This is a genomic window from Nocardia flavorosea, assembly GCF_015477805.1.
GTDB classification, from domain to species: Bacteria; Actinomycetota; Actinomycetes; order Mycobacteriales; family Mycobacteriaceae; genus Nocardia; species Nocardia flavorosea_A.
Map to the genome: position 1 here is coordinate 1,489,194 of NZ_JADLQL010000001.1, position 26,107 is coordinate 1,515,300.

Below are 26,107 nucleotides of genomic sequence, written 5' to 3' on the forward strand. Positions count from 1 at the left end.
ATCGCCCGATCACCGTCCGGCCGTGCAATGCCGAGCCCACCGGCTTGCCGTTCCCCTGGATTCAGTGATTCACTGCTGCGGCCGATCGACAACGATCACGGTCAAAGTGCGGGGTCCGTGGACACCTTCTACGCGGTCGAGTTCGATATCGCTGGTCGCCGAGGGCCCGCTGATCCAGGTCTGGGGACGCTCGGGGTTCAGCAGCGCGACCGCTTCGGGCACACCGGCGACGATCTGCTCCGGGTAAAGCACGCAGATATGGAGGTCCGGCACGAGGCTGAGCGCGCGCCGGCCTTGTCCGCGACCGTGGTCGAGGACAATTGTTCCCGTGCCGGCGATGCCGAGCACCGCTGCGGTGACCACGCCGTCGACGTGGTCGAGTTCGGCCGGGGTCTGTCCCTCGTCCACAACAGAGCCCGGAACTCGCCAAGGGAGATCGGCAGGAACCACGACCCGGCGCGCACCCACCTCGGTCGCGATCGCCTGCTCGACTTCGCCGGGTCTGCACCGCACCACCGAAGCGCGGTAATCCGCCACGCGTTCGACGAAAAGCGCCACCGTATCTCCGGCAGCGGCCTGCCGGCGGTATTCGCGCGATATCGCCGGCCTCCTCCGGTCTGCGGTCGCGAGTGCTCCGCGTACTCGGCGCAGTATTTCCTCGCGTGCACTCATCCGGCGCCCCCGTGCCGCCGCCACCATGATCTGAAGGGCGCTTCCGGAGCCGGTGGCAGGTCGCGGGTTTCGGTCCACTGCCGAGCGCCGACCCGGCGCCCGACCCACACACCGGGTCGGGTGAATCGTTGTGCCGCGCGCATCAGCCGGTGCGAGCCGAAGACAGTGGCCGCCGCTTTCATAGCCGTCGCCTCGAGTTTCGGCATGCCACCGCGGTGCGCATCGACGACCTTCGCGCGAAGATCGACCAGCACGGAGGGGATATCGATTTTGACCGGACAGACTTCATAGCAGGCCCCGCACAGCGATGAGGCGTAGGGCAACGAGTCGGTCTGTTCATCGCGCCCCACACCGCGCATCAGCGGGTTGAGGATCGCCCCGATCGGGCCGGGATAGACCGAACCGTAGGCATGTCCGCCCGTGCGCTCGTAGACGGGACAGACATTGAGGCATGCGGAACAGCGGATACACCGCAACGCCTGCCGACCCACCTCGTCGGACAACGCCTCGGTACGGCCGTTGTCCAGCAGCACGACGTGCACCTCCCGAGGTCCGTCGCCCGGCGTCACGCCGGTCCAGGTGGAGGTGTAGGGGTTCATCCGCTCCCCGGTGGACGAGCGCGGCAGCAGTTGCAGGTAGACATCGAGATCGGCCCAAGTCGGGACCACCTTTTCGATGCCGACCACGGAAATCGCCACCTCGGGCAAGGTCAGGCACATCCGCCCGTTGCCCTCCGATTCGACCACCACCAAAGTTCCGGTCTCCGCCACCGCGAAGTTCGCGCCCGATACCGCCACCTTCGCACGCAGGAACTTCTCCCGCAGGTGCAACCGCGCGGCCTCCGCCAGCCGGGCGGGCTCCGCGGTCAGGTCCGGCGGCGCGGGCCGGCCTGCCGCGCCCATCGCGGTGGCGAAGATCTCGCGGACCTCATGGCGATTGCGGTGGATCGCCGGCACCAGGATGTGGGAGGGCAGATCGTCACCGAGCTGAACGATGAGTTCGGCCAGATCGGTCTCCCAGGCGGCGATGCCGTGTTCGGCGAGAGCCTCGTTCAGGCCGATCTCCTGGGTGGCCATCGATTTGACCTTGACCACCTCATCGGCCTCGTGCGTCGTGCAGATCTTCGCCACGATCGCACACGCCTCGGCAGCGTCTGTGGCCCAGTGCACCACCGCACCGGCCTCGGTGAGCGACTTCTCCAACTGGAGCAGATACTCGTCCAGATGCAGCAGGACGTCGTCTTTGATCGCCGCGCCCGCATCCCGCAGCTTCTCCCACTCCGCGACCTCGTCCACCACAGCTGCCCGCTTCGCGCGAATCGTCGACGTGGCGTGCGCAAGGTTACTGCGCAACTGTGTATTCGCCAGCGCTGTGCGCGCGGCCTCGGGGAAAGGCGGCGTCCCGAGAAAAGTTCCGCTCATGGCCGTCCTCCCTCGGTCGCCGCCAGTACTTCCGCGAGATGCAGGACCCGCACACCGGCACGCTCCCGCGACAGCAACCCTCCGATATGCAGTAGACAGGAATTGTCACCCGCGACCAGCACCTCCGCGCCGGTATCGCACACATGCCGGGCCTTGTCCGCCCCCATGGCGACCGAGGTGTCACTGTTCTTCACCGCGAAAGTACCGCCGAATCCGCAGCATTCGTCGGCCGCCGGTAGTTCGACCAGGTCGATACCCCGCACGGCGCGCAACAGGCGCAGCGGCCGCTCCCCCACTCCGAGCATGCGCAGGGAGTGGCAGGTCGGGTGATAGGTGACCCGGTGCGGAAAACACGCACCCACATCGTCGACGCCGAGAACGTCGACGAGGAATTCGGAGAGTTCATAAACCCTGGGGGAAATCCGCTCGACCGCTGCCGCGAGTTCCGCGTCCCCCGCCCGCCGGGCCACGATGCCGTGCTGGTGCCGGGCGCACCCCGCGCACGACCCGGACGGCGTCACCACTGCGTCGTAACCGTCGAACGCCGCCGCGAACGACCGCACAGCGGGCACGGCCTCGTCGAGGTAGCCGGTATTGACCATCGGCTGCCCGCAACAGGTCTGCTGCCCGGGAAACTCCACATCGACACCGAGCCGCCGTAGCAGGGCCACCACGGCTTCCCCTGTTCGCGGGAAGAGCGCATCGTTGATGCAGGTGATCATGAGCGCGACCTTCACGACTGCATCCTCCTCGAACTCTCGGGAGTGAAACGGCAGACCTCCGCGATCCCGGCCGCGATCCGGCACAGATCCTCGAGCGAAACCGACAGCGTGGCCCTGCACGAGCAGGTTACCGAACGCGGTGGCTTCCATCAGGCCGGCGAGAACCTCGCGTCCGGACCGGCTCGCGGACCGGCAACGGTCTGCGATGATCTCGGCATGATCGACCAGCCCGAACGCAGCTCTTTCCCGACGGCCTGAAACGCAACGGTGTCTCGGTGTGGCCCGAGGTCGACGAGTAGCGACCTACCGGTCGCCGGTCCTGCGGACTGCCTGCATTTGTGTTCCCGCGCCCCTCCACCGTCATGGGCGTCTACAGCTTCAGCTTCGCTGATGGCTTACCGTCATCCTTTACCGCGGAGCCTCCGTGCGAGAAGGGCAGGCCCTATCGAGGCAGGCAGGTGGCCGGCCTCCACCTATGCGCAGACCGCCCGCCACCCAGCAGGGCTGGACCGTGGCCGACCCCGTGCGATCTACGTGCGTTGAAGGCCGGAATACAGCGGTGCGAAGCAGTAGACCACGGCCTCACCTTCCAGCTGGTCCGACGACATAGAAATACACCCCGACCTGCAAAGATCAGGGTGCATTTGAGTGGTCCCAGCTGGGATCGAACCAGCGACCTTCCGCGTGTGAGGCGGACGCTCTCCCGCTGAGCTATGAGACCGGGAGGATTCGCTCGGCGGCTTCTTTCGATGCCCTCCGAACGAGATGGAACCTTAACACGCACCACCCACCCGCTACCAAATCACCCCCATGTCATTCATTTCGGCGGCAGTCGGCAGAGCCTTTCGGGGCCCGTACGACGCAGAGCCGACCATCGAAGCGGCCCGCCCGCCCGCAGCCCAGGGCGCACTCACCGCCGCTCCCCGGCGGGCGAATGACAAGGTTGTTATTCATGCCCATCTACCAGGCGATTTGTAGGTTTCGGCGTACGTCGGCTAATGTTCTGTCTCGCACCACGGAGGACAGCGAGCCACCGAGGATGCGAATGCGGATGTAGCGCAGCTGGTAGCGCATCACCTTGCCAAGGTGAGGGTCGCGGGTTCGAATCCCGTCATCCGCTCGAGAGGTAGGGCCAGGCGCATTGAATGCCTTTCCCCCTTGCGCGGTGGAGTGGCCGAGTGGTGAGGCAACGGCCTGCAAAGCCGTGCACACGGGTTCGATTCCCGTCTCCACCTCGCGCGATTAGCTCAGCGGGAGAGCGCTTCCCTGACACGGAAGAGGTCACTGGTTCAATCCCAGTATCGCGCACCATCGTATTACCAAGACAAAGGCACTTTCCCGGAAACAGGGCAGGTGCCTTTTCTGGTATCCGGGCGATCGGACCCGGATGGACCGCCTCCCCATGGATCTACTGTCTCACCCGGATCGAGCCATCGGATACCACCTGGTGTGGCTTTCGGAGGTATTGCGGGCAATTGGCCACAAGGTCCACTCACCCGCCGCGCCACGCGCCATCACGCTGCCACCGACACCGGATATCGGGGACGGTGGTGACCGGGGGCAGGACTAGGGCGCGTAGCGGAGGAGGCCGGCGAGTTGTGCGCCGTCGGGGAGGTCCGCCGCGCGGACGGCGAGGACTTCGCCGCCGGTCAGCAGGACGCGGCGGCTGATTTCGTCCAGGATGCCCGGGGAGTCGCCGGCTGCGGAATCGGCGAAAGTGACCGCGCCGTCGGGGGTTACGGTTCCGGGGAACGAAGCGTCGATATCCACCAGCAGAGTCTCGACGGATCCGGCGGACGCCGCCCGCGCCAGATCGGACACATCGGTGGCGGCGCGGCCCTCGCCGCGGCGGAGGCCGACCAGCTCGACGAGATCGGCCAGCTGGGCGGCGTAGTGCCGATCCAGGACTTCGCGGGAGCGGTCGGCCAGCTCGTGGTCGGAGGTGTGTTCCGGGTTGCCGGGGATGCTCTCGTCGAGCAGATTGTCGTAGCTGTTCACCGACCGGAACAGGGCATTGATGGGTTCGGCGGCGGCCAGGATCAGCGGGGTGTCGCGACCGGCGAGCAGGTCGCGCAGTTCGGTGTCGACGGCGCGGGCGAACTGCCGCGCCCGCATTTTGCGGCCCTCGTCTCCTTGGACGCGGCGCTTCGGGGCGCGATCGCCGAGGCTCGCCTTGCCGGCATGGTCGGCGGCGCTGGTGGGCAGGCCGGGAACCGGGACCGTTCGGGCGGGGCGGTCGGCGCTGACCTCGACCAGCCGGACACCGCCCTCGGCCAAGGCGAGGACGAAGGCGGTCTGCGGGAAGGTCACCGCACGCAGCAGCCGCTTCAGATAGAAGCGGTTACCGACCGTCTCCGAAGCACTCAACTGGTTCGGGACCCGGAAGGTGCGGATACGGGTCGGAGTCGCGAGAACCACCAGGGTGCGCGACTGGAAACGCCAGAACGCGGCGTCGTCGATATAGACGTCGAATTCTTCTTCCAGCGCGGTACGCGCCTCGGTATCGGTGACCAGATCGAGCGCTCGGCGCGCCTGGTTCGAGAAGGCGATCCGGTTGCGGTCCGGGTCGGCGGTATCGGATTCGGTGGGCGTGTAGATGGATACGCACCAGGTGTCGGTGACACCGGCAAGGGCCTTGATCTCACTGCGGGTCGGGATATCGGTATGCAGCACGAGCGCCTCCACATCGGACGGTCGGAACGGCACGCCGGCGCCCGCAGCTGGAACCTGGAATTGCGGTGGCGGTCGGCGTCCGGTGCGGACGGCCGCTACGGGAGCGCCGCCCGGATCGGTCCTCTATCAGCATCTTCCCGGCAAACCCATTAGATCACACGGCAACGGCAGCCACCGGATCTGCGGCGGCGGGCCGATATCTGCGCTCCCGGCATTCCGCGGCTGTACCGGGTGCTGTCGGTCCCCGCCGTTAAGCTGGCCCACACGAACTCGAGCCGGCCGGTGAACCGGAGTCCCGAAGGGGGTGTTGTGCAGGCGGAGCCGATACGTGCCGATGCATCCGAACGTGCGGACAACGATACGGCGGATTTCCCCGACGATCTGCGCGATCATCTCTCCTTCGATCTGGAAGAGTGCGCACACACTCTCGGCGAGCTGGTCGACGACTACGGGGCCGACCGGGAACGCGCCGCGACCATCCTGCGATTGCGGCTGGGTATCGCCGGGGAACGGCCCGAAACTCTGACCAGGATCGGGGCCCGGTTCGATTTCTCCCGGGATCGGGCCCGCCAGCTGCACACCAAGGCGGTCGGCGAACTGCTGCGGCACACGGTGCGTTCCGGACGGCTACCGGTTCCGGAGTACGCCCGGCGCTACCCCGTAGGGACCCGGGATTCGGTGCTCACGCGCGCGCTGCTGGCCGAAACCTATGCCACCGATGGTGATATCGCCGTGAACGATCTCGCGTACCTCAAATTGCGGCTGGCGGGGCACGACTCGACGGATGCGAAACGGGTCGCGGGGTATGTCACCCAGCGCATCGTCGGCTGGCGTAAGAAAACCAACCATCTGCTGTCGCGTCTGCGGGAGAACGGTCCACCGGCCGGGCCACCCGCGCCGTGGCCACACCGGATCGACTGGCCCGCCGGGGCCGGTTCACCGGCAGCGCTGCCGACCACCGCGGCGCGCGCGTTCGATCTCGACGACGACGGACGCGGCCGGTTCTATCTGCATAAACCGGGTCGCGATATCGGTTTCGACTCCGGGCTCGAGGCGCGGCTGATGCGGCTGCTCGATACCGACGACCGGATCCGCACCTTCCAGGAATATCCCGAAGCCATCGGGTACCGGGTCGACGGCGAAGAACATCTGCACTTCCCGACCCTGGTGGCCGAACTCGCCGACAGCCGCCGGGTGCTGATCGATGTGCAGCCCCTGGGGCATATCGGCTTCCACGTGAACCGGACGAAAGCGCGCGCTGCCCGGGAGTGGGCGCACGAGAACGGCTGGGGTTGGCTGCTGTGGACCGGAAGCGCGGTGGGCGAACCGGAACTCGCCGGCCATTCGGTACCCGTGGCGGTCCACGATCGGCTCACCGAACTGCTCGCCGACGGTCCGGTACGCCGGGACGCGCTGCAGCGGCTGCGAGCCGACGGGCTCGAACCGCTCGATCTGCTGGCGCTCACTGTCCGTCACGAATGGCGTTGGGAGCGGGCACCGTTCCGGCTGTCGGCCCTCGAACAGCCGCAACGGGACGTTCCCGCGCCGGTCAAGGTTTGATGAGCATGGTCGCCGCGATGAAGGTGGCCAGCAGCAGCATCACGAAAACCGTCACCACCTGCCAGTTGTCGATGGTTTTGTGCAGCCGGCGGATAGTGTCCTCCAACGCGCGGTGCACCCGTTCCTGATCGGCTATCCGCCGCCCCACCGCCGCCACCGCCTCGGCCTGCTCGCGGGCCTTCGCCGCGGTGCGTTCCATCCGGGCGTGCGCGCGGTCGAGCTGCTGCTTCTTGTCCCGCACCGCCCGGCGGGCGACCGCCAGCGCGGTGCGCTGCTGGATCAGCTCCTGCCGCTGCTGTTCGAGCAGCAGCGCCTGTGTCCGCGTGTGCTTCTCCCAGTCGGTCACTGCCGCCCATCCCTTCCTCAAATGATCGCGGTAACCCCACGCGACCTCGCCCGCCACCCATTCCCGCAGGAACTCTCGCAGTTCGTACGGACGCTCCCCCGGCACCACCAATCCCTCGGATCCCAGCTCGAACATGCCGCTCTCCGCGCGGTACTCACACGACTCCGGCGCGAGATCGGCGATACCGAGCGCGGGCAGCTGCGCCACCCAGAAACCCGGTGCGCACAACCACAGCACCCCGGCGTAGCCCAGGGCCTTCAACTGCTCCGTGTGCTGCTGGGCGAGTTCCTGAGTCAGTGGCCCGGACCGTACCTCGATCGCGAACTGCTCTGTCCCGCGCCGCCACCACACATCGACGGTCAACGGGCCGCACCGCCGGTCGACCACCGCCTCGTCGGCCCCGAAGGCGAGCAGCCGGGCGGCCAGCCAGTACTTCAGGCGCTGGGTATTCCACTGGGCTTCCACGCAACGACCGCAACGACAACCGTAACCGGGTGCGGTGTTGTCCTCGGCCGGTTCCGCCCGCCCCGGACCATCCGAAATACCCAGGTCGGACAGCATTGTCCGGCGCCCACACCGTATATCCGTTCGCCGCTTCGTCTGCATGCGCCACCCATCTAACCCGTCCCACCGCACCGGCCCGACCACCACACCGGCACTTCCCAGAGTGCGCCACAACTGCCGGTCAGCGCCAGGATTCTGCCCAGCAGTTACCCAAGTGGGACCCGCCGAACCTTGTCCGCACGCGCTGTCCCGGTCACCGGATCACCGGACCCCAGAACGGCGCGGATCAACGTGCGCAGCCAGGCATGCGCCGGGTCGGGTGTATTGCGCGGATGCCAGCCCAGCGAAATCGTCACTTCCGGCAGCGGCAGCGGTATCTCGAAAGCACACAGCCCCAGCGCGGGCAGTGTCGTGTTCGCGACAACGGCCGGTGCCGGGCACACCACCGCCCCGGACCGTACGGCCAGCAGTGCGGTGGTGAGATCCGGCACGGTCGCCACGACCCGGCGCGTGCGGCCGTGCAGGGCGAGGCGGTCGTCGATGACGCCGCGGGCGATACCGCGCGGGGAAATGCTGATATGGGCAGCCCCGGCGTAGGCCGCGACGGTGACCCGCTCCCCGATCAGCGGATGATCGGGGGCGGCGACACCGATGAGCCGGTCGCCACGGACTCGTTCCACCCGGGTCTGCGGATCGGCCCGGTCGATCACCCCGACCTCGACATCGATACGGCCGTCCCGCAGCGCGCTCGCGGATCCGGCCGCATCGGCCGGAACGAAACGGAGCGTAACGCCCGGAGCCTGCGCACGGACCTCGGTCAGCAGGCGCCCGGTGAGTTCGGGCAGCACCGTATCGTCCACGTGGAGCGCGAAGCCGCGCACCAGGGCCGTGGGGTCGACGGTATCCGGTTTCGCGAGCAGCGCCCGGCCCTGCTCGACCAGCGCGCTCACCTCGAATCGCAGCTCGAGGGCGCGCGGGGTCGGCACGAGTTCGCGCCCGGCGCGCACCAGCAACGGGTCGCCGTACACCCGGCGCAACCGGGCCAGCGTGCGACTCATGGCGGGCGGTGAGGTGTTGAGCCGTTCGGCGGCGCGCGTCACGCTGTTCGTTTCGAGCAGTGCGTGCAATGCCACCAGCAGGTTCAGGTCGAGATCGGCCACGCCGCAGGTCAGGTACGCGGGCCCGGGCGACCCGGAGACTGCGCGGCCGTATCCGCCGCGTCCCGGGGTTCCGGTTCTGCGGATTTCCCATCGGCGGTAACTGATTCGGCCGCCGCGGCCGGTCCGGCAGGCACAATCGACTCGGCTGCCGCAGCCGGCCCGGCGGAGACGAACTCGGCGGCCTCCTCCGGATGAGCGGCCGCGGCCGCCCCGTACCCGCGGTTGCCGGTATTCGACGTCGGCGCCGACCGGACCGAAGCCGGTTCGTTCTGGTTTGAAGCGGCAGTCCCCTGGACCGGTGAATCCGGCTGTACCTGCCCGCCGCCACTCGGCGCTGCCGTTCCGGCAGCCGGCTCCGACGAGCCGGTGCCACCGGTCTCGGACGTGATGTTCGCCTCGCCGCCCACAGCCGAATCGGTCGGTTGTTCCGGCGGTCCGCCCTCGACAAGGGCCGGGCCCGCATCCGCTGGGGCGTCCTCGGCGGAGCGATCGGCGGCGCCGGATTCATCGCCGGGCGGTACCGTAACGCCGGAAGAGCCGGCGGACGCCTGCCCGGCCGATCCGGCACCGACCTCGACCGGAGGTACCGCGCCCCTCTCCGCTTCGGCGGTCTGCTCGGTCGCCTGTGTGGCGGCCGTGGTCGTCGTTCGGTCGGCAGAGCCGGCGGCGGCACCGGTCCCGACCGGCGGTACGGCAGACATCTCCGCCGCGGTGGACACTCCACCATCGACCTCGTCGGTGGTTGCCGTCATCGCCGGTCCAGTGGTGTTCTCCGCCACAGTCTGCGCCGCGGACCGGGTGGTTACTCGATCCGCCGGGCCGGGGTGATCGGCAGTTCCCGGAGCGTCAGCGGCCGGGCCGGCGGCGTGGTTTTGCGAATCTGCGGCCTGGGAACCGGTGTCCTGTTCCGCCACGGACTGTTCGTCGCCGGATGCGGTCTCCGGTTGCCCGGAACCTGCGCGCCGCGTCGAATCGTCGGCGGTCTCCGTGGACTGTGCCGGTGAAGGCGCTGCGCCGGGCACATTTCCGCCGGCACCGGGAGCCGTCGCCGAGCCGGGCTGCGCCGCGTCGGGGCCCTCGACGAGAGACTGAGCGGTGCGCATGTCGATGCGCACTGTCGGGCTGTTGGAGCGGGCGGCGATTCCGGCGGCACGCTGTTCGGCTGCGGCCCGGCGCTCGGCTTCCGCTGCGGCCTGCCGAGCGGCCGCGGACGGTGCCGCGGGTTCGGAACGACGCACTCTAGCCGAAGACTGGTGTCCCACGGCCGGAGGCTGCGATGCCACGGCCGGAGGCTGCGATGCCACGGCCGGAGGCTGCGGAACTTGGGCCGGAGGCCGAGACCCTACCGCTGCGGACCGGGACGTGACTTCGGGCGCAGGAGCCGCCGGGACGAACTGGGAGGGAGCAGGTAGCGGCCGGGCTGCCCCGGGCGCGGTGGTGGGCCGGACTTCGGGGACCGGCCGGGTGCTGGCGGCGGGGTCCACAGCAGGCAGGGTGGTCGTCCGGACCGCGCTCGCGGCGACTGCTTCCGGGATCCGGACGGTCGGCGATTCGGTGGCGGCCGCAGGAGCTTGCGGGGGCGGAAGTTGCGCCCCGGCCGACGGTGGATCGGCAGCGTCGGGCCGGAGAGCCTCGGCCGGGCCGCCGGGAGTTCCGGCCGGGCCGTGCGGAACGGCCTGCGCGGCTGTCGCGAGCGGGGCGGTGGACGGGTGCGCCGCGGCCGGTTCCGCGGCGGCAGGCGCGCTCGCGTGGGTACCGGGCCCGCGTTTGCGGCGCGACACCACCCGGTAGTCACCGGGTCGCACCGGCCGCAGCCACTGCGCGGTGCGGGCGGCGAACGGTAGCCGGACCCCGATATCGGCCAGTAGTTCGTCGATATCACGGATCGCATCCGGCGTGACCGTGCCGTGCGCGTGCCGGCCGCCGGTGTGCTGGTCCAGCCAGCGCAGCCGGGTATCGATACGTTCGTTCATGGTCTCGGCCGCCGGCAGCGCCAGATTCCCGGTGAGCAGGGCCGCTGTCCAATGCGCGCTGATCTCCGCATTCACCGCGGTGAGCAGTGAGGTGTTGTAACCGGCAAAGGTCAGATGCGGTACATCCATGGGCAGAATCTGCCGGTACAACCGGAAATTGCCGTCGTCGTCGGTGAGCTGCCGTTGGACGTACGGGGTCAGGAACGGCACCCGCTGCTGGAATCCGGTGGCGCAGACGACGATATCGGCCCGGACCCGCTGTCCGTCCGACAGTTCGGCGAACGGCCCGGCCGGTCCCCCGCCGAGTGCGATCACCGTGGTCTGCCCGCGTACGGTGAGACGACCCTGGGTCACCTGTTCGGCGAAGCCCTCCGTGGCGAGGCCGAACGCGGCATCGTGGGCCTGTTCGAACCGCCGGTCCGGGACGAGCCCGAGTTCGGCGGCGCCGGAGCGCTGCGCCACGAGCGCTTCGATCAGGTCGAGGTTGCTCTCCCGGAAGGAGCGTGCGGGCCCGTGCAGCAGGCGCTCGAACCGGCCGGGTTCGGGGTGACCGAAATGCGCGGCCCCGGTGCGGGTGAGCAAGATCCGTTCGGCGTCCATACCGGTGGCGACCTTGCGCGGCATCTTCCACAGCAGCCGCCGCGCCACCAATGTCGTATCGGCGGCTACCTTGCTGATCTCGGTCGCGATATCCGCGGCGGCGGCGCCGTACCCGACCACGACCACCGCTCGTTCACGGACCGCCTCGACATCGAGGAACTGGGTGGAATGGCCGAGCTGACCACCGGCACGGGCGTACGCGGTCGCGCCCGCGAAATCCGGGATCTCGGGTTCGCTGAACACACCGTTGGCGATGATCAGGTGGTCGCAGGAGGTGCGGTGCACCCCGTCGGCGTCCCGTATCTCGAGCAGCCAGCCGCCCTCGACCGGATCTGCGGCCACGACCTCGGTGCGCAAGCGCAACCGATCGGTCAGGCCGAAGGCACGCACGTAGCTCGACAGGTACTCCTGCATCCGTGCACCGTCGAGCACCCGTGGGTAGTCGGCGGGCATCGGATGGTCGGAGAAGTGGTAGGTGTACTTGGTGCTCTGCGCCCGTAAGCCCGGGTAACGGCGGGTCTCGCTCCACACGCCGCCGATATCGGGGGCACGATCGAACACCTCGACCGCAAACCCATCCTCAGCCAGGACCTTCGCGCAGACCAGACCCGCGATACCCGCACCGACGATTGCGATGCGGCTCCCGCTCCTCATGGGCGAGAGATTACGTCGGATGTGTCCGGCAGCAAAGCCGGAGATCGCATTTCGGCCATCGTCGCAGGTCGCGAGGAGGCGATGCGATCAGCCCAGGAGGTCGTCGGCGGTACCGGCCACCGCCGGGAGACCTGCGCACATACCGTTCGCGGGGTCGCTGTGGTCTCATTGAGCTATGACCACTGTCACGGTGGACCGGGCTGGACTGTGGGACGCCGAAGCACTCAGCGATGTCGCCGCTGCGACCTTCCCCCTCGCCTGCCCACCGGGCACCGACCCGGACGATATCGGCGTATTCGTCGCCGACGTGCTGTCCGGGGAACGATTCGGCGAATACCTGTCCGATCCGGCCCGCACCGTGCTCAAAGCGGTCGCCGACGAGGAGATCGTGGGGTACGCCATCCTCAACGGAGGCGCTCCGGACGATCCGGCGGTAGCGGCGGCGGTAGCGCTCGAGCCGGTGCTGGAGATCAGCAAGATGTATGTCCTGCCAGGCCACCACGGGGCCGGGGTGTCGGCCGCGCTCATGCGGGCGGCGCTGGAACGTGCCCGCGGCGCGGGCTACGCGGGAGTGTGGCTCGGTGTGAACCAGCAGAACCTGCGCGCCCAGCGTTTCTACGCCAAGTACGGTTTCGAGCAGGCGGGCACCCGAACGTTCACCGTGGGCCGGCAGGTGTACCACGATTATGTGCTGCGCCTGGTGTTCTGACCGCGGCGCTCTCAGGCGAGCATGCGGGCTTTCAACGCGTCGATCTCGGCGGCGCTCAGTCCGAGTCCCTCGCTGACGTAGCGGTCGAAACCGCCGTAACTGCGCTGGACTTGGTCGAAGGCCGAATCGAGCCATTCCTGCTCGACCCCGGCCAGTCCGTCGCCGGGGGCGGCGCGGCGATAGTGATTGGACAGCAGGAAATCCGCGGTGACGGTATCGCGGTCCACGCCGAGCACGGTGAGCAGCACCGCCGCCACCCAGCCGGTGCGGTCCTTACCCGCGGTGCAGTGGAACAGCACGGCCCCACCCTCGGGATCGCGGCCGGTCTCGACGATATCCCGCAGGACCGCTGCCACCGCCTGGTTCGCACCGGGCGCGGTGATGAAGGCCCGGTACAGATCGCTTCCGCCGGCCAGCGTCGACATGAGCTCCGGCAGTGGGGCGGCGCCGATTACGTCGTACCAGTTGGCCTCGGCGCCCGCCGGGATCCGGTCGGGGGCGAGCGCACGTTCGTACACGGTGCGCAGATCGTCGACCTCCCGGACACCCAGCCGGGTGAGTTCGGCCAGGTCCGCGGGGGTGAGGTTGGTGAGTTGATCGGTGCGGAAGGCGATTCCGGTGCGGACGGTCCGCCCGTCGGCGGTGCGGTAGCCGCCCACGTCGCGGGCGTTCGGGGCACCGGTCAGATGCAGCGACCGGTCCACCTCGAGCGATTCGGCGGCGGCCGGCGGATCGGCGAGGACCACCGCCGTCGCGGGGCCGAAGGCGACGAGCAGGCCCGCCAGTACCGCGGCCGGTACGCGCGCCGGACGATGAACCATGGCCATGGCCGAACTCCCCTCGGTATTCGACGGCACCCACCAGTGGCACCCGGTTCAGCAAACCAACCGTGGGGCACGCGGTCAACTCCGAAACGGCGTGGCGTAGCGCGCGCGTCCCGGGATTACCGGCCGGGCCGGTGTCCGGCCGCGATCAGGCGAAGTTCAGGCCGCGACCTCGAACCGGGACAGCGCCAGCAGCCGGGAGATCGCACGCAGGTACTTCTTGCGGTACCCGCCGTCCAGCATCTCCTGGGAGAAGATCTGATCGAGTCTCGCCCCGGATACGGTGACGGGAGTTCCGGCGTCGTAGAGCCGGTCGGCCAGCACCACCAGGCGCAACGCAACCGCCTGATCGGTCACCGGATGGACGCCGGAGATCAGCACCGCGGGCACCCCGTCGACGAGCGCGCCGTACTTGGACGGGTGCAGAGTGCTGAGATGCTGCAGCAGGGCGTCGAAATCGTCTAGTGTCGCGCCGGGTGTCGCCGCCACGCGGTCCGCCAGTTGTTCCGGGCTGCTCGGCTCGGGCGCGGGCGGTAGATCGCGGTGCCGATAATCCGGGCCGTCCACCCGAACCGTATCGAAGATGGAGCCCAGCTTCTTGATCTCGCGCAGGAAATCCTGGGCGGCGAAACGGCCTTCACCGAGCTGCCCGGGCAGAGTATTGGAGGTGGCCGCGATGGAGACGCCGGCCGCCGAGAGTTCGGTGAGCAGCCGGGAGACCAGCATGGTGTCGCCCGGATCGTCCAGTTCGAACTCGTCGATGCACAGCACGCTGTTGGCCGACAGCCGCTCCACCGCGTTGGTGAACCCCAGCGCGCCCACGAGGTTGGTGACCTCGCCGAAGGTGCCGAACGATTTCGGCGCCGGCGCGCTGTGGAAGATCGAGGCGAGCAGGTGGGTCTTACCGACACCGAATCCGCCGTCCAGGTACAGACCCGCACCTTGGGTCGGCTTCTTCTTGCCGAACAGCGATTTCTTGTGCGTGGCCTTGTGGATCGCGGCGACCTTACCGGCGAACGCGCGCCCGGCGGCCACCGCCGCGGCCTGGCTCGGCTCGCCGGGGTCGGGAATGTAGGTATCGAAACCCACCTCGTCGAACATGGGCGGGGGCACCATCTGGGCGACCAACTGGTCGGCGGGGACCTCCGGGCGGCGGTCGACGAGGCGTTCCTGCATGAATGCAGCCTAATGACGTGGTATGAGCTGTTGTTATGCAGCGTAGCCCCGATGCGATCCAGCTCACAGGTCTCGACAACGAGGCCCTGACCGATCTGTACGCCTATCCGGCCGAACCGGAGCGGAGTTGGCTACGCGTCAATTTCGTCTCGAGTATCGACGGGGCGGTGACGGGCACGGGCGGGGTCTCGGAATTTCTCGGTACACCGGCCGATAAGCGGGTGTTCCATCTGCTGCGCGAACTCGCCGAGGTCGTACTCGTCGGTGCGGGGACCGTTCGCGCCGAGAACTACGGCGGCGCGCAGACCGACCCGCATTTCCGCCGCGACCTGTACCGCCGGGGCGTGGGCGGCCATCCGGACGGCACCCCGCCGCCGATCGCGATCGTCACCGCCTCCGCGGCGGTGGACCCGGCGCATCGGGTGATCACCACGGCCCGCACCCCGACGCTCATCCTGACCACTGCCGCGGCCCCGGCCGCCCGCAAACGCGCGCTCGCGGACGCGGGCGCGGAGGTTGTCGAGGTCGGAGATCATCTCATCGAGCCATATGCCCTGCCGGCTGCGCTCACGGCCCGCGGGCTACGGCGCGTCCTGTGCGAGGGCGGGCCGCAGTTGTTCGGCGCGCTGGCCGGCGCAGGCACCGTCGACGAACTCTGCCTGACCACGGCGCCGCTGCTCATCGGCGGCGGATCGCGGCGGATAGCGGTTTCGCACGAGGAATTCGCTCGCCGGATGACGCCGGCGCATGTGCTGTTCGATACCGACGGAACGGTCCTCACCCGCTGGGTCCGGGCGTGATCCCGGAATCGCCTCCGGTCCACGCCCGCTCCGACGGTCGCCGACCGCGCCGCGCGACAGGGTCGCCGGAGAGCGCGGCCGAGCCGTGTCCGCAGATTGCCTCCTACCGACTGCAGGACAGCCGTGGTGGAGCACGGCGGCCGCGGCACTCGACGGTGTCGTCGAAGGTTCCCCCGTGTGTCCGGCCGGTGCAGCGGCCGGGCGACGACGGAGCCGAACGCATCGAGAACCGGCACGCCGACAAGTGATGTCCACCGACGGCTGCGGAGACAAGGCCGCCCGCAACCATCGGTGTAGTACACGTACTCCCGGGCGGGCGAACCAGGCCGATCGGACGCACAGGCGTCGCGGCCGGGACGGGGTGGTTGCTCCCGGTCGACCGTGAGGCCGGCTCCACCCGGCGTCTCCACTCGAATCCGCCCGGACGCGACCACCGGCGCCGCATACGCAGGTCGGTGTGCGCCCCGCGGGCGTGCCGGCCGGCGCCGCGCGGATCCGGGAGCGGTGAGGCGCAAGCGCTGCCGGACGTGGCGACGGATGCCGCTGGTGTCCCGCGCAGGCGAACCGGGAGCGGACCTGGCAGGGTGTAACGCATGCGCTGGACTCGGGCAGTGGTGCCGGCCTCGGCACTTTTGATCATGATCGCCGGATGCGGCGCCGGACCTTCGGACCGTCCGCATGTCGCCGTCGAACATCCGCCGGTACCAGGTGATTCCGCCACCTCGGCCGAAGTTCCGCCGCCGCCCGCGGCAGAGGTTCCGAAGAACGAACTGGCCTGGCGTGACTGCACCCGGGAGACCTTCGACGAGCTCGGCCTCGGTCCGGGCCCCGCCGGCCTGGTGCTGGAATGCGCGGATTTCTCCACGCCGATCGATACGGCGGGCACCGTCCGCGGCAATTTCCGCGCCGGCGCGCTGCGGGCCCGGCTCCCCCAGACTCCTGTCGATGTGCCCCCGCTGGTCCTGACCTCCGGTGTGGACCGCTCGTCCACCGCCACCCTCGCGGGTATGGTCACCGGACCTGCCGGCGCGCTGCTGGCCGCGCACCCCGTTGTCGCGGTGGACCGCCGCGGTATAGGCAGCTCCCAGGCGATCGACTGCCTGCCCGCCGAGATCCGCTCCGGCCTGCACGACAACGCGCAATTCGCGCCGGGCGGCGACCCGGTGGCCGCCATGATCGATCTGTCCCGGAACGGAACCATCGCCTGCCGGGACTTCCTGCAGCCCTACGACGGCACCTTCGACGCCGCGCATGCCGCCGACGATATCGAGCAGCTGCGCCGGGAATGGGATGTCGAGCGCATCGCCCTGCTGGGCACCGGCAGCGGCGCTCAGGTCGGCCTGGAGTACGCGCGCAAATACGGTGACCGGCTCGCCCGGCTGGTCCTCGACTCCCCCACTCCTGTCGGTGTGGACGCCGTCACCCGTACCGAAACCGCAGTGCAGGGCGCCGAGGCGGCGTTGAGCGCGTTCGCGCAACAGTGCGCCGGTATCGCCTGTTCGCTCGGCCCCGATCCGCGGGCGAAAGTGACCGAACTGGTCGGCAAGGCCGCTGCCGGGCAGCTCGGCGACATTTCGGCAAACGCGGTCCGGACCGCGGTGACCGGCTTCCTCGGTAGCCCGCGTGCCGATCAGTCCAGCCGGGTCGCCGAACTGGCCGATGCGCTGTCCGCGGCGGACCGGGGCGACCGCGCTCCGCTGGAGGCGATCATCGACCGCCAGGAGAATGCCACTGCCGGCGACGGTCAGTTCGTGAACAGCTGCACCGATATCCCGCAGCCGCCGCCCGCACCCCAGGTCACCGACCTGTCCGCGATCTGGGCCGAGAAATATCCCGCGTTCGGCCGCTCGGCCGCACTGTCGATGCTGGTCTGCTCGGCCTGGCCGGTCACCGAGGCACCGCCCGCGCTGGCGAAACTGGACCTGCCGGTGCTGGTTCTGTCCGGTGCCGGTGACCCGGTGACCGGGGCCGCCCAGGCGTCGGTCACCGGCGCGCTCGGCGCCGCGGGCGCCCGGCACGCGACCATGCTCTGGCAGGGCTGGGGGCATCCGGTCAGCGCCCATTCCGGTTGCGCGCAGACCGCCGTCGTCGAGTACCTGAAGGACGGCAAGCTCCCGGGCGACGGCACCGCCTGCCCGGCCTGACACCGGTCGCGCCGCGGGTCCGGGCCGGGGCCCGATGTGCGTCTGACCGGCGCGTCGAGGGTGGGTCCCGGCAACACCACGGCACCGCCCGGTGTACCGTGCCGTGGTGTTCCTTCGACAGCTCGAGCCCCGCACCGCTCGAACCACCGCCGACGTGATCCGGTTCGCGCTCTGGCCGCTGGCGGTCATGACCGTGCTGAACCGGGTGTTCATCAAGGCTGTCAACGGTTTCGTCACCGACGACTACAAGCCCGTCTACCAGGCCTCCCTGGATTTCCTGAACGGGCGTGCGGTCTACACCGCGAATTTCGATTCGGTCGATCCGCACTATCTGTATCCGCCCAGCGGCACTCTGCTGATCGCGCCGATCGCGGCGATCGACTACGAGAAGTCGCGCTGGTTGTTCATCCTGCTCAACGCGGTCGCGATCCTCATCGCCTGGTATCTGCTGCTCAAACTGTTCAACTACACCCTGCGCTCGATCGCCGCACCGGCGCTGCTGCTGGCAATGTTCATGTCCGAGACGGTGATCAACACTCTGGTGTTCACCAATGTGAACGGCTGCCTGCTCCTGGCAGAGATGCTGTTCCTGATCCTGATGCTGCGCAGACGCGATATCTGGGCGGGCGTGATACTCGGCTTGAGTATGGCGGTCAAACCGACCCTGGCGCCGTTGCTGTTGATAGCCCTGGTGCGTAAACAGTGGACGCTGGTCGTCACGGCGGTGGCCGTGCCGATCGTGCTCACCGGCGTGGCTTGGCCGCTGTCGAAGGATCCGGAAGCGTTCTTCACCCGTACGGGTCCGTATCTGTTCGAGACCCGCGATTACTTCAACAGCGCCATCCCGGGCAACGCCGAGTACTACGGCCTGCCGCCGTGGCTCACCTGGGGTATCCGGCTGTCCATGGCGGTGCTGGTGCTGATCTCGCTGTGGATTCTGTACCGGTACTACCGCGACGACGAACTGTTCTTCGTCACCACCGCCGCCGGTGTCCTGCTCACCGCCTCGTGGCTGCTGTCCTCGCTGGGGCAGATGTACTACTCGATGATGCTGTTCCCGTTCCTCATGTCGGTGGTGCTGCGCAATTCGGTGTTGCGCAACTGGCCGGCGTGGCTGGCGGTGTTCGGTTTCATGTCCTACGACAAGTGGCTGTCGGACCGCTGGCCCGATATCGGCCGCAACCTCGAGTATCTGCGAATCACCTTCGGCTGGGGGCTGCTGCTGATCGTGGTGTTCTGCGTGCTCGGCGACCGGTATCTCGCCGCCCGCCGGGCGGGCCGGCTACCGCAGCTGGACCCGGACTGGATGGCCACCGCGCCCGATTCCCGGGAGACCACCGATGCTCCCGCGGCCCCGGGCGAGCCGTCCCACGCCGGCAGCCGGCCCGCCGATACCGCGCCGGCGACCACCAGGTTCGCCGAACCTCAGAGTGTGCGCGGCTGAAACTGTACGAGACGTGGCGCCGGGAGCGTATTAGCGTGGAGGCATGAGTTCCGACGCGGACGCCACCGATACCTCCCTGCCCGCCCCCAGAATCCAGCTGACCCCACAGCAGTGGCGGGCCAAACTGGATCCGATGGAGTACGCCGTACTCCGGGAAGCCGGCACCGAGCGGCCGTTCACCGGTGAGTACACCGACACCACCACCGCGGGGGTGTACAGCTGCCGGGCCTGCGGTGCCGAACTCTTCCGCAGTTCCGAGAAGTTCGAATCGCACTGCGGCTGGCCGTCGTTCTTCGATCCGGCGGATTCGGATGCGGTGCTGTTACGCGCGGACGATTCGCTCGGGATGCGCCGTGTCGAAGTGCTGTGCGCCAATTGCCACAGCCACCTCGGACACGTCTTCGAAGGCGAGGGGTATCCGACGCCCACCGACAAGCGGTATTGCATCAACTCGATCTCGCTGCGCCTGCACCCCTCGACCAGCTCAGCGGAGTGAACTCTCCGTTTGCCGAGCGGTACGTTACGTAACGACCGCCCGGTTCACATGCCCCTATTTCCGGGGGCATAGGAACCGGGCGGCCGGTATCAGCCGGTCAGGGCAGTGCGGTGACGAGCTGCTCGATCTCGACCCGCGGGCCGGTGAAGAACGGGGTTTCCTCCCGGACGTGCATACGCGCCTCGGTCGCCCGCAGGTCGCGCATCAGATCGACGATCCGGTGCAGCTCCGGTGCCTCGAACGCGAGAATCCACTCGTAGTCGCCGAGCGCGAACGCGGGGACGGTATTGGCCCGCACATCCGCATATCCACGGGCTTCCTTCCCGTGATCGGCCAGCATCTTGCGGCGTTCGTCATCGGGCAGCAGGTACCACTCGTACGACCGGACGAACGGATACACGCAGATGTAGTTCCCGGGCTCCTCTCCGGCCAGGAACGCCGGGATATGGCTCTTGTTGAACTCCGCCGGCCGGTGCACCGCCACATTGCTCCACACCGGGGTGCAGGCCCGGCCGAGTTCGGTGGTACGCCGGAAATCCGCGTAGGCCGCCTGAAGATCCTCGATCCGCTCCGTATGGGTCCACACCATGAAATCGGCGTCCGCACGCATACCGGCCACATCGTAAATGCCGCGGACCATCACGTCCCGATCCGCGAGCCCGTCGAAGAACGCACGGGCCTCTTTGATCGCCGCCGCCCGGTCCTCACCCAGCGCACCGGGTCGCACCTGGTACACGGAGAACATGAGATAGCGGATGGTGGAGTTGAGAGCCTGGTAATCGAGTCGCGCCATAGTCTCCATCGTGCCACCTGCACCGAACCGCGCCGCCGCCGAGTGCGTAAATCGACACGGTCAAGTCGTGCAGCACCGGATGGCTTCGCACAACCCTCATCCGGGCCGTTCGCGATACCGCACATCTGCCTCACATCGGCTCCCTCGCCCGGGGCGAGGTGAACGCCCGAACGTTCGGACCAGTCACCCCGGACTCCGTTCTGCCTGATCAACGCACGGGCGACGGCGGTACCCCACTCTGGTCACAGCCTCAGCCGGCCCCGGCGGCCCGACGCGCGCCGACGACGGATCCCGCGCCGACAACCGAGACCCGTTGTCGACGACGCGACCCTGCCGCCGGCGAATCCGGTCCACCGGCAGCCGTATCGACCGGCCGGACAGTGTCAGTGGTTCGGTCCGGGGGCACCGGCGGACGGGCGGGCCTCGGCGCACGCGGCGGCGATCCGGTGGGCGGCGGCAGTCGCCGACGCGACACAGGCCGGCACCCCCACGCCGTTGAGGTATGCACCGGTCACGGCCAGATCGTCGAATCCGGCCAGCCCGGCCTCGATGTCGGCGACCCGCTCGGTATGGCCCGGGGCGTACTGAGCGAGGCCACCGGGCCAGCGTTGCACCATCGCCGAAAGCGGTGTGATCGTGGCACCGGTCACGGTGGCGAGATCGGCCGTCGCGGCGGCGAGGAGATCAGTGTCGGACAGCGCGGTTGTGGTGTTGTCGCCGAAACGCCCGAACGATACCCGGACCACCGCGGTATCACGTGCTGCCAGATGGGGCCATTTCCGGCTCGACAGCGTGAACGCCTTGGCCCGCAGCGGTTCGCCGGTCGCCACGAGCACACCGGAGTTCTGCGGTAATGCGGTGTCCTTCGGCAACTCAAGTACGACGAGCGCCGACGACGACAGTTCGATCCCGGCCGCCGCCCGCGCGGCCGCCGGCGCCACTTCCGCCAGTAAACGAGCCGTCACGGGTGCCGGGGTCGCGAGTACCACGGCGTCGAATTCGCCGACCGGGTCCACCCGCCAGCCGCCCGGCACCCGCCGCAGGGCATCGACTCCGGTATCGCGGACTGTAACCGCCGCGGCCTGTTCGGCCAGGGCACGGATCAGCGCCTCGTAACCGTCGCGGAGTGCACCGAATACCGGGGCATCCGACGGCGGCGGCAAAATGGCCGAGACCGCGGCGGTGAGACTGGTCGCGCCCCGGTCGAGGGCGGCGGCCAGTGCGGGCAGGGCGGCGCGGATACCGATCGAACGGGCGGTGCCGGCGTAGACGCCGCCGAGCAAGGGATCGACGCTGCGGGCTACGGTCTGAGCCCCGAACCGGTCTGCCACCAGGGAGTACACATCGGTATCACCACCCGGACGCCAAGTGAGGGGCCGGGTCGGCTCGCCGGCGATCCGCGCCACCGTCTCCGGGTCGAGCAGTTCGGCAACCGTCTCCGGGCCCGACGGGATACCCATCAGCGTCCGTTGGGGCAGCGGATGCGGCCGCCCGCCGGCCCACACCAGTGGACGCAGACCGACCGGATGCACGAGCTGGTCGGCGAGTCCGAGTTCCCGTAGCAGTGCCGGAACCTCCGGGCGCCGCCCCACGAACGCTTCCGCGCCCAGATCGACCGGTTCACCGCCGACCGACCCCGTCCGCAGCACGCCGCCCAGGCGAGCGCGACCTTCGATCAGGGTGAGGTCCGCCGAGGCGCCCAGCGCCTGCCGTAGCCGGTACACCGTGACCAGCCCACTGATACCCCCACCGACCACCGCGATTCTCATACTCCGACCGTAGCCGTTGCCGAACGGTGGGCCTGCGCACCCCGAGGTACGGAAGGGTGAGCTGCGGCATGCCGCTGTCACCCGAGCGAGCCGCCGAAGCCACGTCAGTGATCCCCATTGCGAACAGCCCCGCCACCGGCAGCGCCGGTGATCGCGGGTTCTCCGTCCCGACCGCGGAGCGCAGCGCGACCGAACCCAGCCCGTGGTACTCGAACAAGGTTCATTCCGGAATGTGGCCGTAGCGCACTGCTCGGTTGCTCTCCAGGACGGACCGCACTGGTAATGGTCAGCCGCAGCACGGTGCCCACGAGCACCGGCGCGACGGCGGTAGCGGTCGCGTGATCCGACCCGGCGCTACAGTTCGTGCACCAGTTCCACCAGCGCCGTCAGGACACCGGGATCGGTGTCCGGGAGCACGCCGTGGCCGAGGTTGAAGATATGTCCCGTGGCGCCCATCGCGATCGCGGAATCCGCTTCGCCGGCGATCCGCCGCGCCTCGGCCTCCACCACCGGCCGGCCGGCGAACAGCACGGCCGGGTCGAGGTTGCCCTGCAGGGCTTTTCCGGGGCCGACACGGCGGACCGCATCGGTCAGCGGTATCCGCCAGTCGACACCGACCACGTCGGCGCCGGCCTCCCCCATCGCGCCCAGGAGTTCCCCTGTGCCGACACCGAAGTGGATCCGGGGTACCCCGGCATCGGCGACCTCGGCGAAAACCCGTTCCGAATGCGGCATGACGTAGCGGCGGTAGTCGGCAAGAGACAGCGCGCCGGCCCAGGAGTCGAACAGCTGTACCGCGTCCACCCCGGCATCGAGCTGGGCCCGCAGGAACACGATGGTGATATCGGTGAGCGCACCGAGCAGCGCATGCCAGGAAGCCGGGTCACCGTGCATCATCGCCTTGGTGCGCTCGTGATTCTTACTCGGTCCGCCCTCGACCAGGTAGGACGCGAGAGTGAAGGGCGCGCCGGCAAATCCGATCAGCGGGGTCTGCCCGAGTTCGCCGACCAGCAGCCGGACCCCGTCGGTGACCGCGCCGACTTCCTCCGGCCGCAGTCGGGGCAGCGCTTGGACATCGGCCGCCGTCCGCACCGGGGACGCGACGACCGGGCCGACGCCGGGGACGATATCGAGATCGACACCGGCCGCTTTCAGCGGGACGACGATATCGGAGAACAGGATCGCCGCATCCACACCGTGGCGGCGGACCGGCTGCAACGTGATCTCGCAGACCAGTTCCGGGTCGAAGCAGGACTGCAGCATTCCGATACCCGCCCGCAGTTCCCGGTATTCGGGCAGCGACCGCCCGGCCTGCCGCATGAACCATACCGGCCGCCGGGCCGGTGCCGCCCCGGATGCGGCGGCCAGGAACGGGGCATCGGACAACTGGCGGCGCGTGTAAGTGCTCATCACCGGCCATCGTATGCGGCCCCGCCCGCCGCGGCGCGCAAGGCCGGGCCACCGCATGCGTGCCCCTTCGCGGGGAACTCAGCCGCAACCGCGCGACCGAGCGGAAAGTTGCGCGGTATTTACCACGAAGGGGCCCGAACACCCAGCAACAACGGTCGCCCGGCGCGCCTCCGCACGCCGCGGCTACTACAGGTCTACGGTCACTCCCGTGACACCGCTCGATATCCGCGACGGCGCACCGAACGATGGGCCCGGCGAAGAACCCGCATCGTTTCGCGCTGCCGTTTCGGCGATGGGCGCCGCGTCCGTACATCCGCGGATCGAACTGTCTGCGATCCGGCCGCCGCAGCGTCTCGCCCCGTACTCCTACGCACTCGGCGCCGAGGTGATCCACGAGGACTCGCCGGTGGTGCCCATCGATTCGGAAGGTGATGCGTTCGGCCGGCTCATTCTGCTACACGACCCGAACGGCGACGAGGCCTGGCACGGGGTTTTCCGGCTGGTCGCCTATATCCAGGCCGATATCGACGGTGCCCTCGCGGCCGATCCACTGCTGCCGGAGGTCGCCTGGAGTTGGCTGGTGGACGCACTGGAGTCGCGTGACGAACCGTTCACCGCGCTCGGCGGAACGGTGACTTCGACCAGTTCGGTGCGCTACGGCGATATCGCCGGGCCGCCCCGGGCACATCAGCTGGAACTGCGGGCCTCCTGGACGGCGCGGACCACCGAGATGGCCGCGCACGTCGAAGCTTTCGGGGAAGTACTCGCCTATGCGGCAGGTCTGCCACCTGCGGGTATCACCGATCTACGGCCGTCGGAGTCGACCCGTGTCGACCGTGGTTGAATATCGGCCGTAGCCTCGGCCACGTAGAGTGGCCCTTTATGCCGGTAGTAGAGGAGCCCGAACACCTGTCCGGTGGCCACCTGAGCGGTGGCGCCGCGCGTTCATCGGTGTCCGGGCCGGGGGTGGACAGCACACAGGCGGGATCGATACCGGAGAGCGGGCTGCCCGAACCACCCGCCGCGGTCCCACTGCTGGCGCCGGCCGACGGTATACCCCCGGTGTGCGCGACCCCCGCCGAGGTCGCCGCGGCGGCGGAACGCCTGATCGCCGGAACCGGTCCGCTTGCCGTGGACGCCGAACGCGCCTCGGGTTTCCGCTACTCGTCCCGCGCCTACCTGATCCAGTTGCGCCGCGCTGGGGCCGGCACCGTCCTCATCGATCCCATTCCGGTCGCCGAGGCACTGGGCCCGCTGGCGGCGGTGATCAACGACCTGGAGTGGATTCTGCACTCCGCCGATCAAGACCTGCCCGGCCTGGCCGAACTCGGACTGCGACCGGCGAAACTGTTCGATACCGAACTGGGCGGACGGCTGGCGGGTTTTCCGCGTGTCGGCCTGGCCGCCATGGTGGAACAGCTGCTGGGCCGGGCGCTGCGCAAGGGGCACGGTGCCGCGGACTGGTCGACCCGGCCGCTACCCGAGGCCTGGCTGAACTACGCCGCCCTGGACGTCGAACTCTTGCCCGAACTACGTGAAGCGGTCGCCGCGACCCTCGCCGAACAGGGAAAAACCGACTGGGCGGCGCAGGAATTCGAGCATATCCGGCTGGCCGAACCGGCAACGCCCAAACCGGACCGGTGGCGGCGCACCTCCGGGATCCACACCCTGCGCCGCGCCCGTCAGCTGGCCATCGTGCGGGAACTCTGGACAACCCGGGACACCCTGGCCCGCGGCCGCGATATCGCGCCGTCGCGGATTCTGCCGGATTCGGCCATCATCGCCGCGGCGAACGCCGATCCCAAGAGCATCGGGCAACTGCGTGAGCTCCCGGTTTTCGGCGGGCCGCGCCAGCGCCGCTACTCCCGGGAATGGCTGGGCGCGGTGGAACGGGCCCGTGCCTTGTCCGACGAGGAGTTGCCGCGGATGAGCCAGCCCTACGACGGTCCGCCGCCGGTCAACCGCTGGGAGCGCCGCGATCCCGCCGCGGCCGCGCGGCTCACCCGGGCCCGGGCCGCGATAACGCGGATCTCGGAACGGCTCACGGTACCGGTCGAGAATCTGCTCGCCCCCGACCTGGTGCGCCGGCTGTGCTGGGACGGGCTACCCGATTACCGGCTCGGACCGGAGTCGGCGCGCGAGGTCGCGACGTCGATCGACGGTTTCCTGAAATCGCACGGCGCCCGGCCGTGGCAGCGCGAACTCACGGTGGACGCGCTCGCCGGGGCACTCACGGAGGCCCCGGCGCAGTGAGCCG

21 protein-coding genes and 4 tRNA genes are annotated in these 26,107 nt (G+C 69.0%); 12 read left to right on the forward strand and 13 right to left on the reverse strand.

The window, feature by feature from the left end:
* Positions 1 to 69: 69 nt before the first annotated feature.
* From IU448_RS06650 to IU448_RS06660, 3 genes are read right to left on the reverse strand one after another with little or no spacing between them, the layout of a single operon-like run.
* A complete protein-coding gene (locus IU448_RS06650; protein ID WP_195054546.1) occupies positions 70 to 672 on the reverse strand; it encodes a LutC/YkgG family protein in 603 nt (200 codons plus the stop codon).
* Positions 669 to 2,093 (reverse strand): LutB/LldF family L-lactate oxidation iron-sulfur protein, encoded by a 1,425-nt coding sequence (locus tag IU448_RS06655; RefSeq protein WP_195054547.1) that lies wholly within the window; start codon positions 2,091 to 2,093, stop codon positions 669 to 671. The genes IU448_RS06650 and IU448_RS06655 overlap by 4 nt, the downstream gene beginning before the upstream one ends.
* Complete coding sequence (locus tag IU448_RS06660; RefSeq protein WP_324188518.1) at positions 2,090 to 2,830, reverse strand: (Fe-S)-binding protein; 741 nt, start codon at positions 2,828 to 2,830, stop codon at positions 2,090 to 2,092. Before IU448_RS06660 ends, IU448_RS06655 begins: the two co-directional genes overlap by 4 nt.
* A 27-nt stretch (positions 2,831 to 2,857) precedes the next feature.
* Between IU448_RS06660 and IU448_RS06665 the strand changes: the two genes are divergently transcribed.
* On the forward strand, positions 2,858 to 3,073 hold the full coding sequence (locus tag IU448_RS06665; RefSeq protein ID WP_195054548.1) for a hypothetical protein: 216 nt from the start codon (positions 2,858 to 2,860) through the stop codon (positions 3,071 to 3,073).
* Positions 3,074 to 3,464: 391 nt separating this feature from the next.
* On the opposite strand, the gene IU448_RS06670 is transcribed toward IU448_RS06665, so the two are convergent.
* Positions 3,465 to 3,536 (reverse strand) — tRNA-Val (locus IU448_RS06670).
* A 326-nt stretch (positions 3,537 to 3,862) separates the two neighbouring features.
* On the opposite strand from IU448_RS06670, the gene IU448_RS06675 reads away from it, so the two are divergent.
* From IU448_RS06675 to IU448_RS06685, 3 genes are all read left to right on the forward strand, one after another.
* Positions 3,863 to 3,935 (forward strand) — tRNA-Gly (locus tag IU448_RS06675).
* Positions 3,936 to 3,979: 44 nt separating this feature from the next.
* A tRNA-Cys gene (locus IU448_RS06680) sits at positions 3,980 to 4,050 on the forward strand.
* Between the two features lies 1 nt (position 4,051).
* A tRNA-Val gene (locus tag IU448_RS06685) sits at positions 4,052 to 4,126 on the forward strand.
* Positions 4,127 to 4,381: 255 nt separating this feature from the next.
* Here IU448_RS06685 and IU448_RS06690 read toward each other — a convergent pair.
* Entirely contained in the window at positions 4,382 to 5,488 is a 1,107-nt protein-coding gene (locus IU448_RS06690) for a hypothetical protein (RefSeq protein ID WP_195055079.1), read from the reverse strand.
* Between the two features lie 309 nt (positions 5,489 to 5,797).
* Between IU448_RS06690 and IU448_RS06695 the strand changes: the two genes are divergently transcribed.
* A complete protein-coding gene (locus IU448_RS06695) occupies positions 5,798 to 7,048 on the forward strand; it encodes a sigma factor-like helix-turn-helix DNA-binding protein (protein WP_324188519.1) in 1,251 nt (416 codons plus the stop codon).
* On the opposite strand, the gene IU448_RS06700 is transcribed toward IU448_RS06695, so the two are convergent.
* The 3 genes from IU448_RS06700 to IU448_RS28790 form a co-directional block, all read right to left on the reverse strand.
* The gene (locus tag IU448_RS06700) at positions 7,038 to 7,955 is read right to left on the reverse strand and encodes a hypothetical protein (protein WP_228812049.1); all 918 of its coding nucleotides are present in this window, start codon (positions 7,953 to 7,955) and stop codon (positions 7,038 to 7,040) included. The two genes, IU448_RS06695 and IU448_RS06700, sit on opposite strands and share 11 nt — an antisense overlap.
* Before the next feature lie 149 nt (positions 7,956 to 8,104).
* Positions 8,105 to 9,058, reverse strand: a complete 954-nt coding sequence (locus tag IU448_RS06705) for a LysR family transcriptional regulator (RefSeq protein ID WP_195054549.1) — start codon at positions 9,056 to 9,058, stop codon at positions 8,105 to 8,107.
* Positions 9,059 to 9,066: 8 nt separating this feature from the next.
* On the reverse strand, positions 9,067 to 12,285 hold the full coding sequence (locus tag IU448_RS28790) for an FAD-dependent oxidoreductase (RefSeq protein ID WP_228812050.1): 3,219 nt from the start codon (positions 12,283 to 12,285) through the stop codon (positions 9,067 to 9,069).
* 175 nt (positions 12,286 to 12,460) lie between these two features.
* Between IU448_RS28790 and IU448_RS06715 the strand changes: the two genes are divergently transcribed.
* Entirely contained in the window at positions 12,461 to 12,994 is a 534-nt protein-coding gene (locus tag IU448_RS06715; RefSeq protein WP_195054550.1) for a GNAT family N-acetyltransferase, read from the forward strand.
* 11 nt (positions 12,995 to 13,005) lie between these two features.
* Here IU448_RS06715 and IU448_RS06720 read toward each other — a convergent pair whose 3' ends face one another.
* Entirely contained in the window at positions 13,006 to 13,821 is an 816-nt protein-coding gene (locus IU448_RS06720; RefSeq protein WP_416382962.1) for a tyrosine-protein phosphatase, read from the reverse strand.
* 156 nt (positions 13,822 to 13,977) lie between these two features.
* Positions 13,978 to 14,994 (reverse strand): cell division protein ZapE, encoded by a 1,017-nt coding sequence (gene zapE / locus IU448_RS06725; RefSeq protein WP_195054551.1) that lies wholly within the window; start codon positions 14,992 to 14,994, stop codon positions 13,978 to 13,980.
* A gap of 35 nt (positions 14,995 to 15,029) precedes the next feature.
* On the opposite strand from zapE, the gene IU448_RS06730 reads away from it, so the two are divergent.
* From IU448_RS06730 to msrB, 4 genes are all read left to right on the forward strand, one after another.
* On the forward strand, positions 15,030 to 15,794 hold the full coding sequence (locus IU448_RS06730) for a pyrimidine reductase family protein (protein ID WP_195054552.1): 765 nt from the start codon (positions 15,030 to 15,032) through the stop codon (positions 15,792 to 15,794).
* Between the two features lie 593 nt (positions 15,795 to 16,387).
* Positions 16,388 to 17,938, forward strand: coding sequence for an alpha/beta hydrolase (locus IU448_RS06735; protein WP_195054553.1), 1,551 nt, complete (start codon positions 16,388 to 16,390; stop codon positions 17,936 to 17,938).
* Between the two features lie 106 nt (positions 17,939 to 18,044).
* A complete protein-coding gene (locus IU448_RS06740) occupies positions 18,045 to 19,382 on the forward strand; it encodes a glycosyltransferase family 87 protein (protein ID WP_280457857.1) in 1,338 nt (445 codons plus the stop codon).
* A 43-nt stretch (positions 19,383 to 19,425) separates the two neighbouring features.
* Positions 19,426 to 19,878: a peptide-methionine (R)-S-oxide reductase MsrB gene (msrB, locus tag IU448_RS06745; RefSeq protein ID WP_195054555.1), complete on the forward strand. Its 453-nt coding sequence runs from the start codon at positions 19,426 to 19,428 to the stop codon at positions 19,876 to 19,878.
* 97 nt (positions 19,879 to 19,975) lie between these two features.
* On the opposite strand, the gene hemQ is transcribed toward msrB, so the two are convergent.
* The 3 genes from hemQ to hemE form a co-directional block, all read right to left on the reverse strand.
* Positions 19,976 to 20,671 (reverse strand): hydrogen peroxide-dependent heme synthase, encoded by a 696-nt coding sequence (hemQ, locus tag IU448_RS06750; RefSeq protein ID WP_195054556.1) that lies wholly within the window; start codon positions 20,669 to 20,671, stop codon positions 19,976 to 19,978.
* A 383-nt stretch (positions 20,672 to 21,054) separates the two neighbouring features.
* The gene (locus tag IU448_RS06755; RefSeq protein ID WP_195054557.1) at positions 21,055 to 22,440 is read right to left on the reverse strand and encodes a protoporphyrinogen oxidase; all 1,386 of its coding nucleotides are present in this window, start codon (positions 22,438 to 22,440) and stop codon (positions 21,055 to 21,057) included.
* Positions 22,441 to 22,794: 354 nt separating this feature from the next.
* Entirely contained in the window at positions 22,795 to 23,850 is a 1,056-nt protein-coding gene (gene hemE / locus IU448_RS06760; protein ID WP_195054558.1) for a uroporphyrinogen decarboxylase, read from the reverse strand.
* A 292-nt stretch (positions 23,851 to 24,142) separates the two neighbouring features.
* On the opposite strand from hemE, the gene IU448_RS06765 reads away from it, so the two are divergent.
* Together IU448_RS06765 and IU448_RS06770 are read left to right on the forward strand one after the other, a co-directional pair.
* Positions 24,143 to 24,694 carry a DUF3000 domain-containing protein gene (locus IU448_RS06765; RefSeq protein WP_228812385.1) on the forward strand — a complete coding sequence of 184 codons (552 nt, stop codon included), beginning with the start codon at positions 24,143 to 24,145 and terminating at the stop codon, positions 24,692 to 24,694.
* Between the two features lie 38 nt (positions 24,695 to 24,732).
* The gene (locus IU448_RS06770; protein WP_195054560.1) at positions 24,733 to 26,103 is read left to right on the forward strand and encodes a ribonuclease D; all 1,371 of its coding nucleotides are present in this window, start codon (positions 24,733 to 24,735) and stop codon (positions 26,101 to 26,103) included.
* The last annotated feature ends 4 nt before the right edge of the window (positions 26,104 to 26,107 follow it).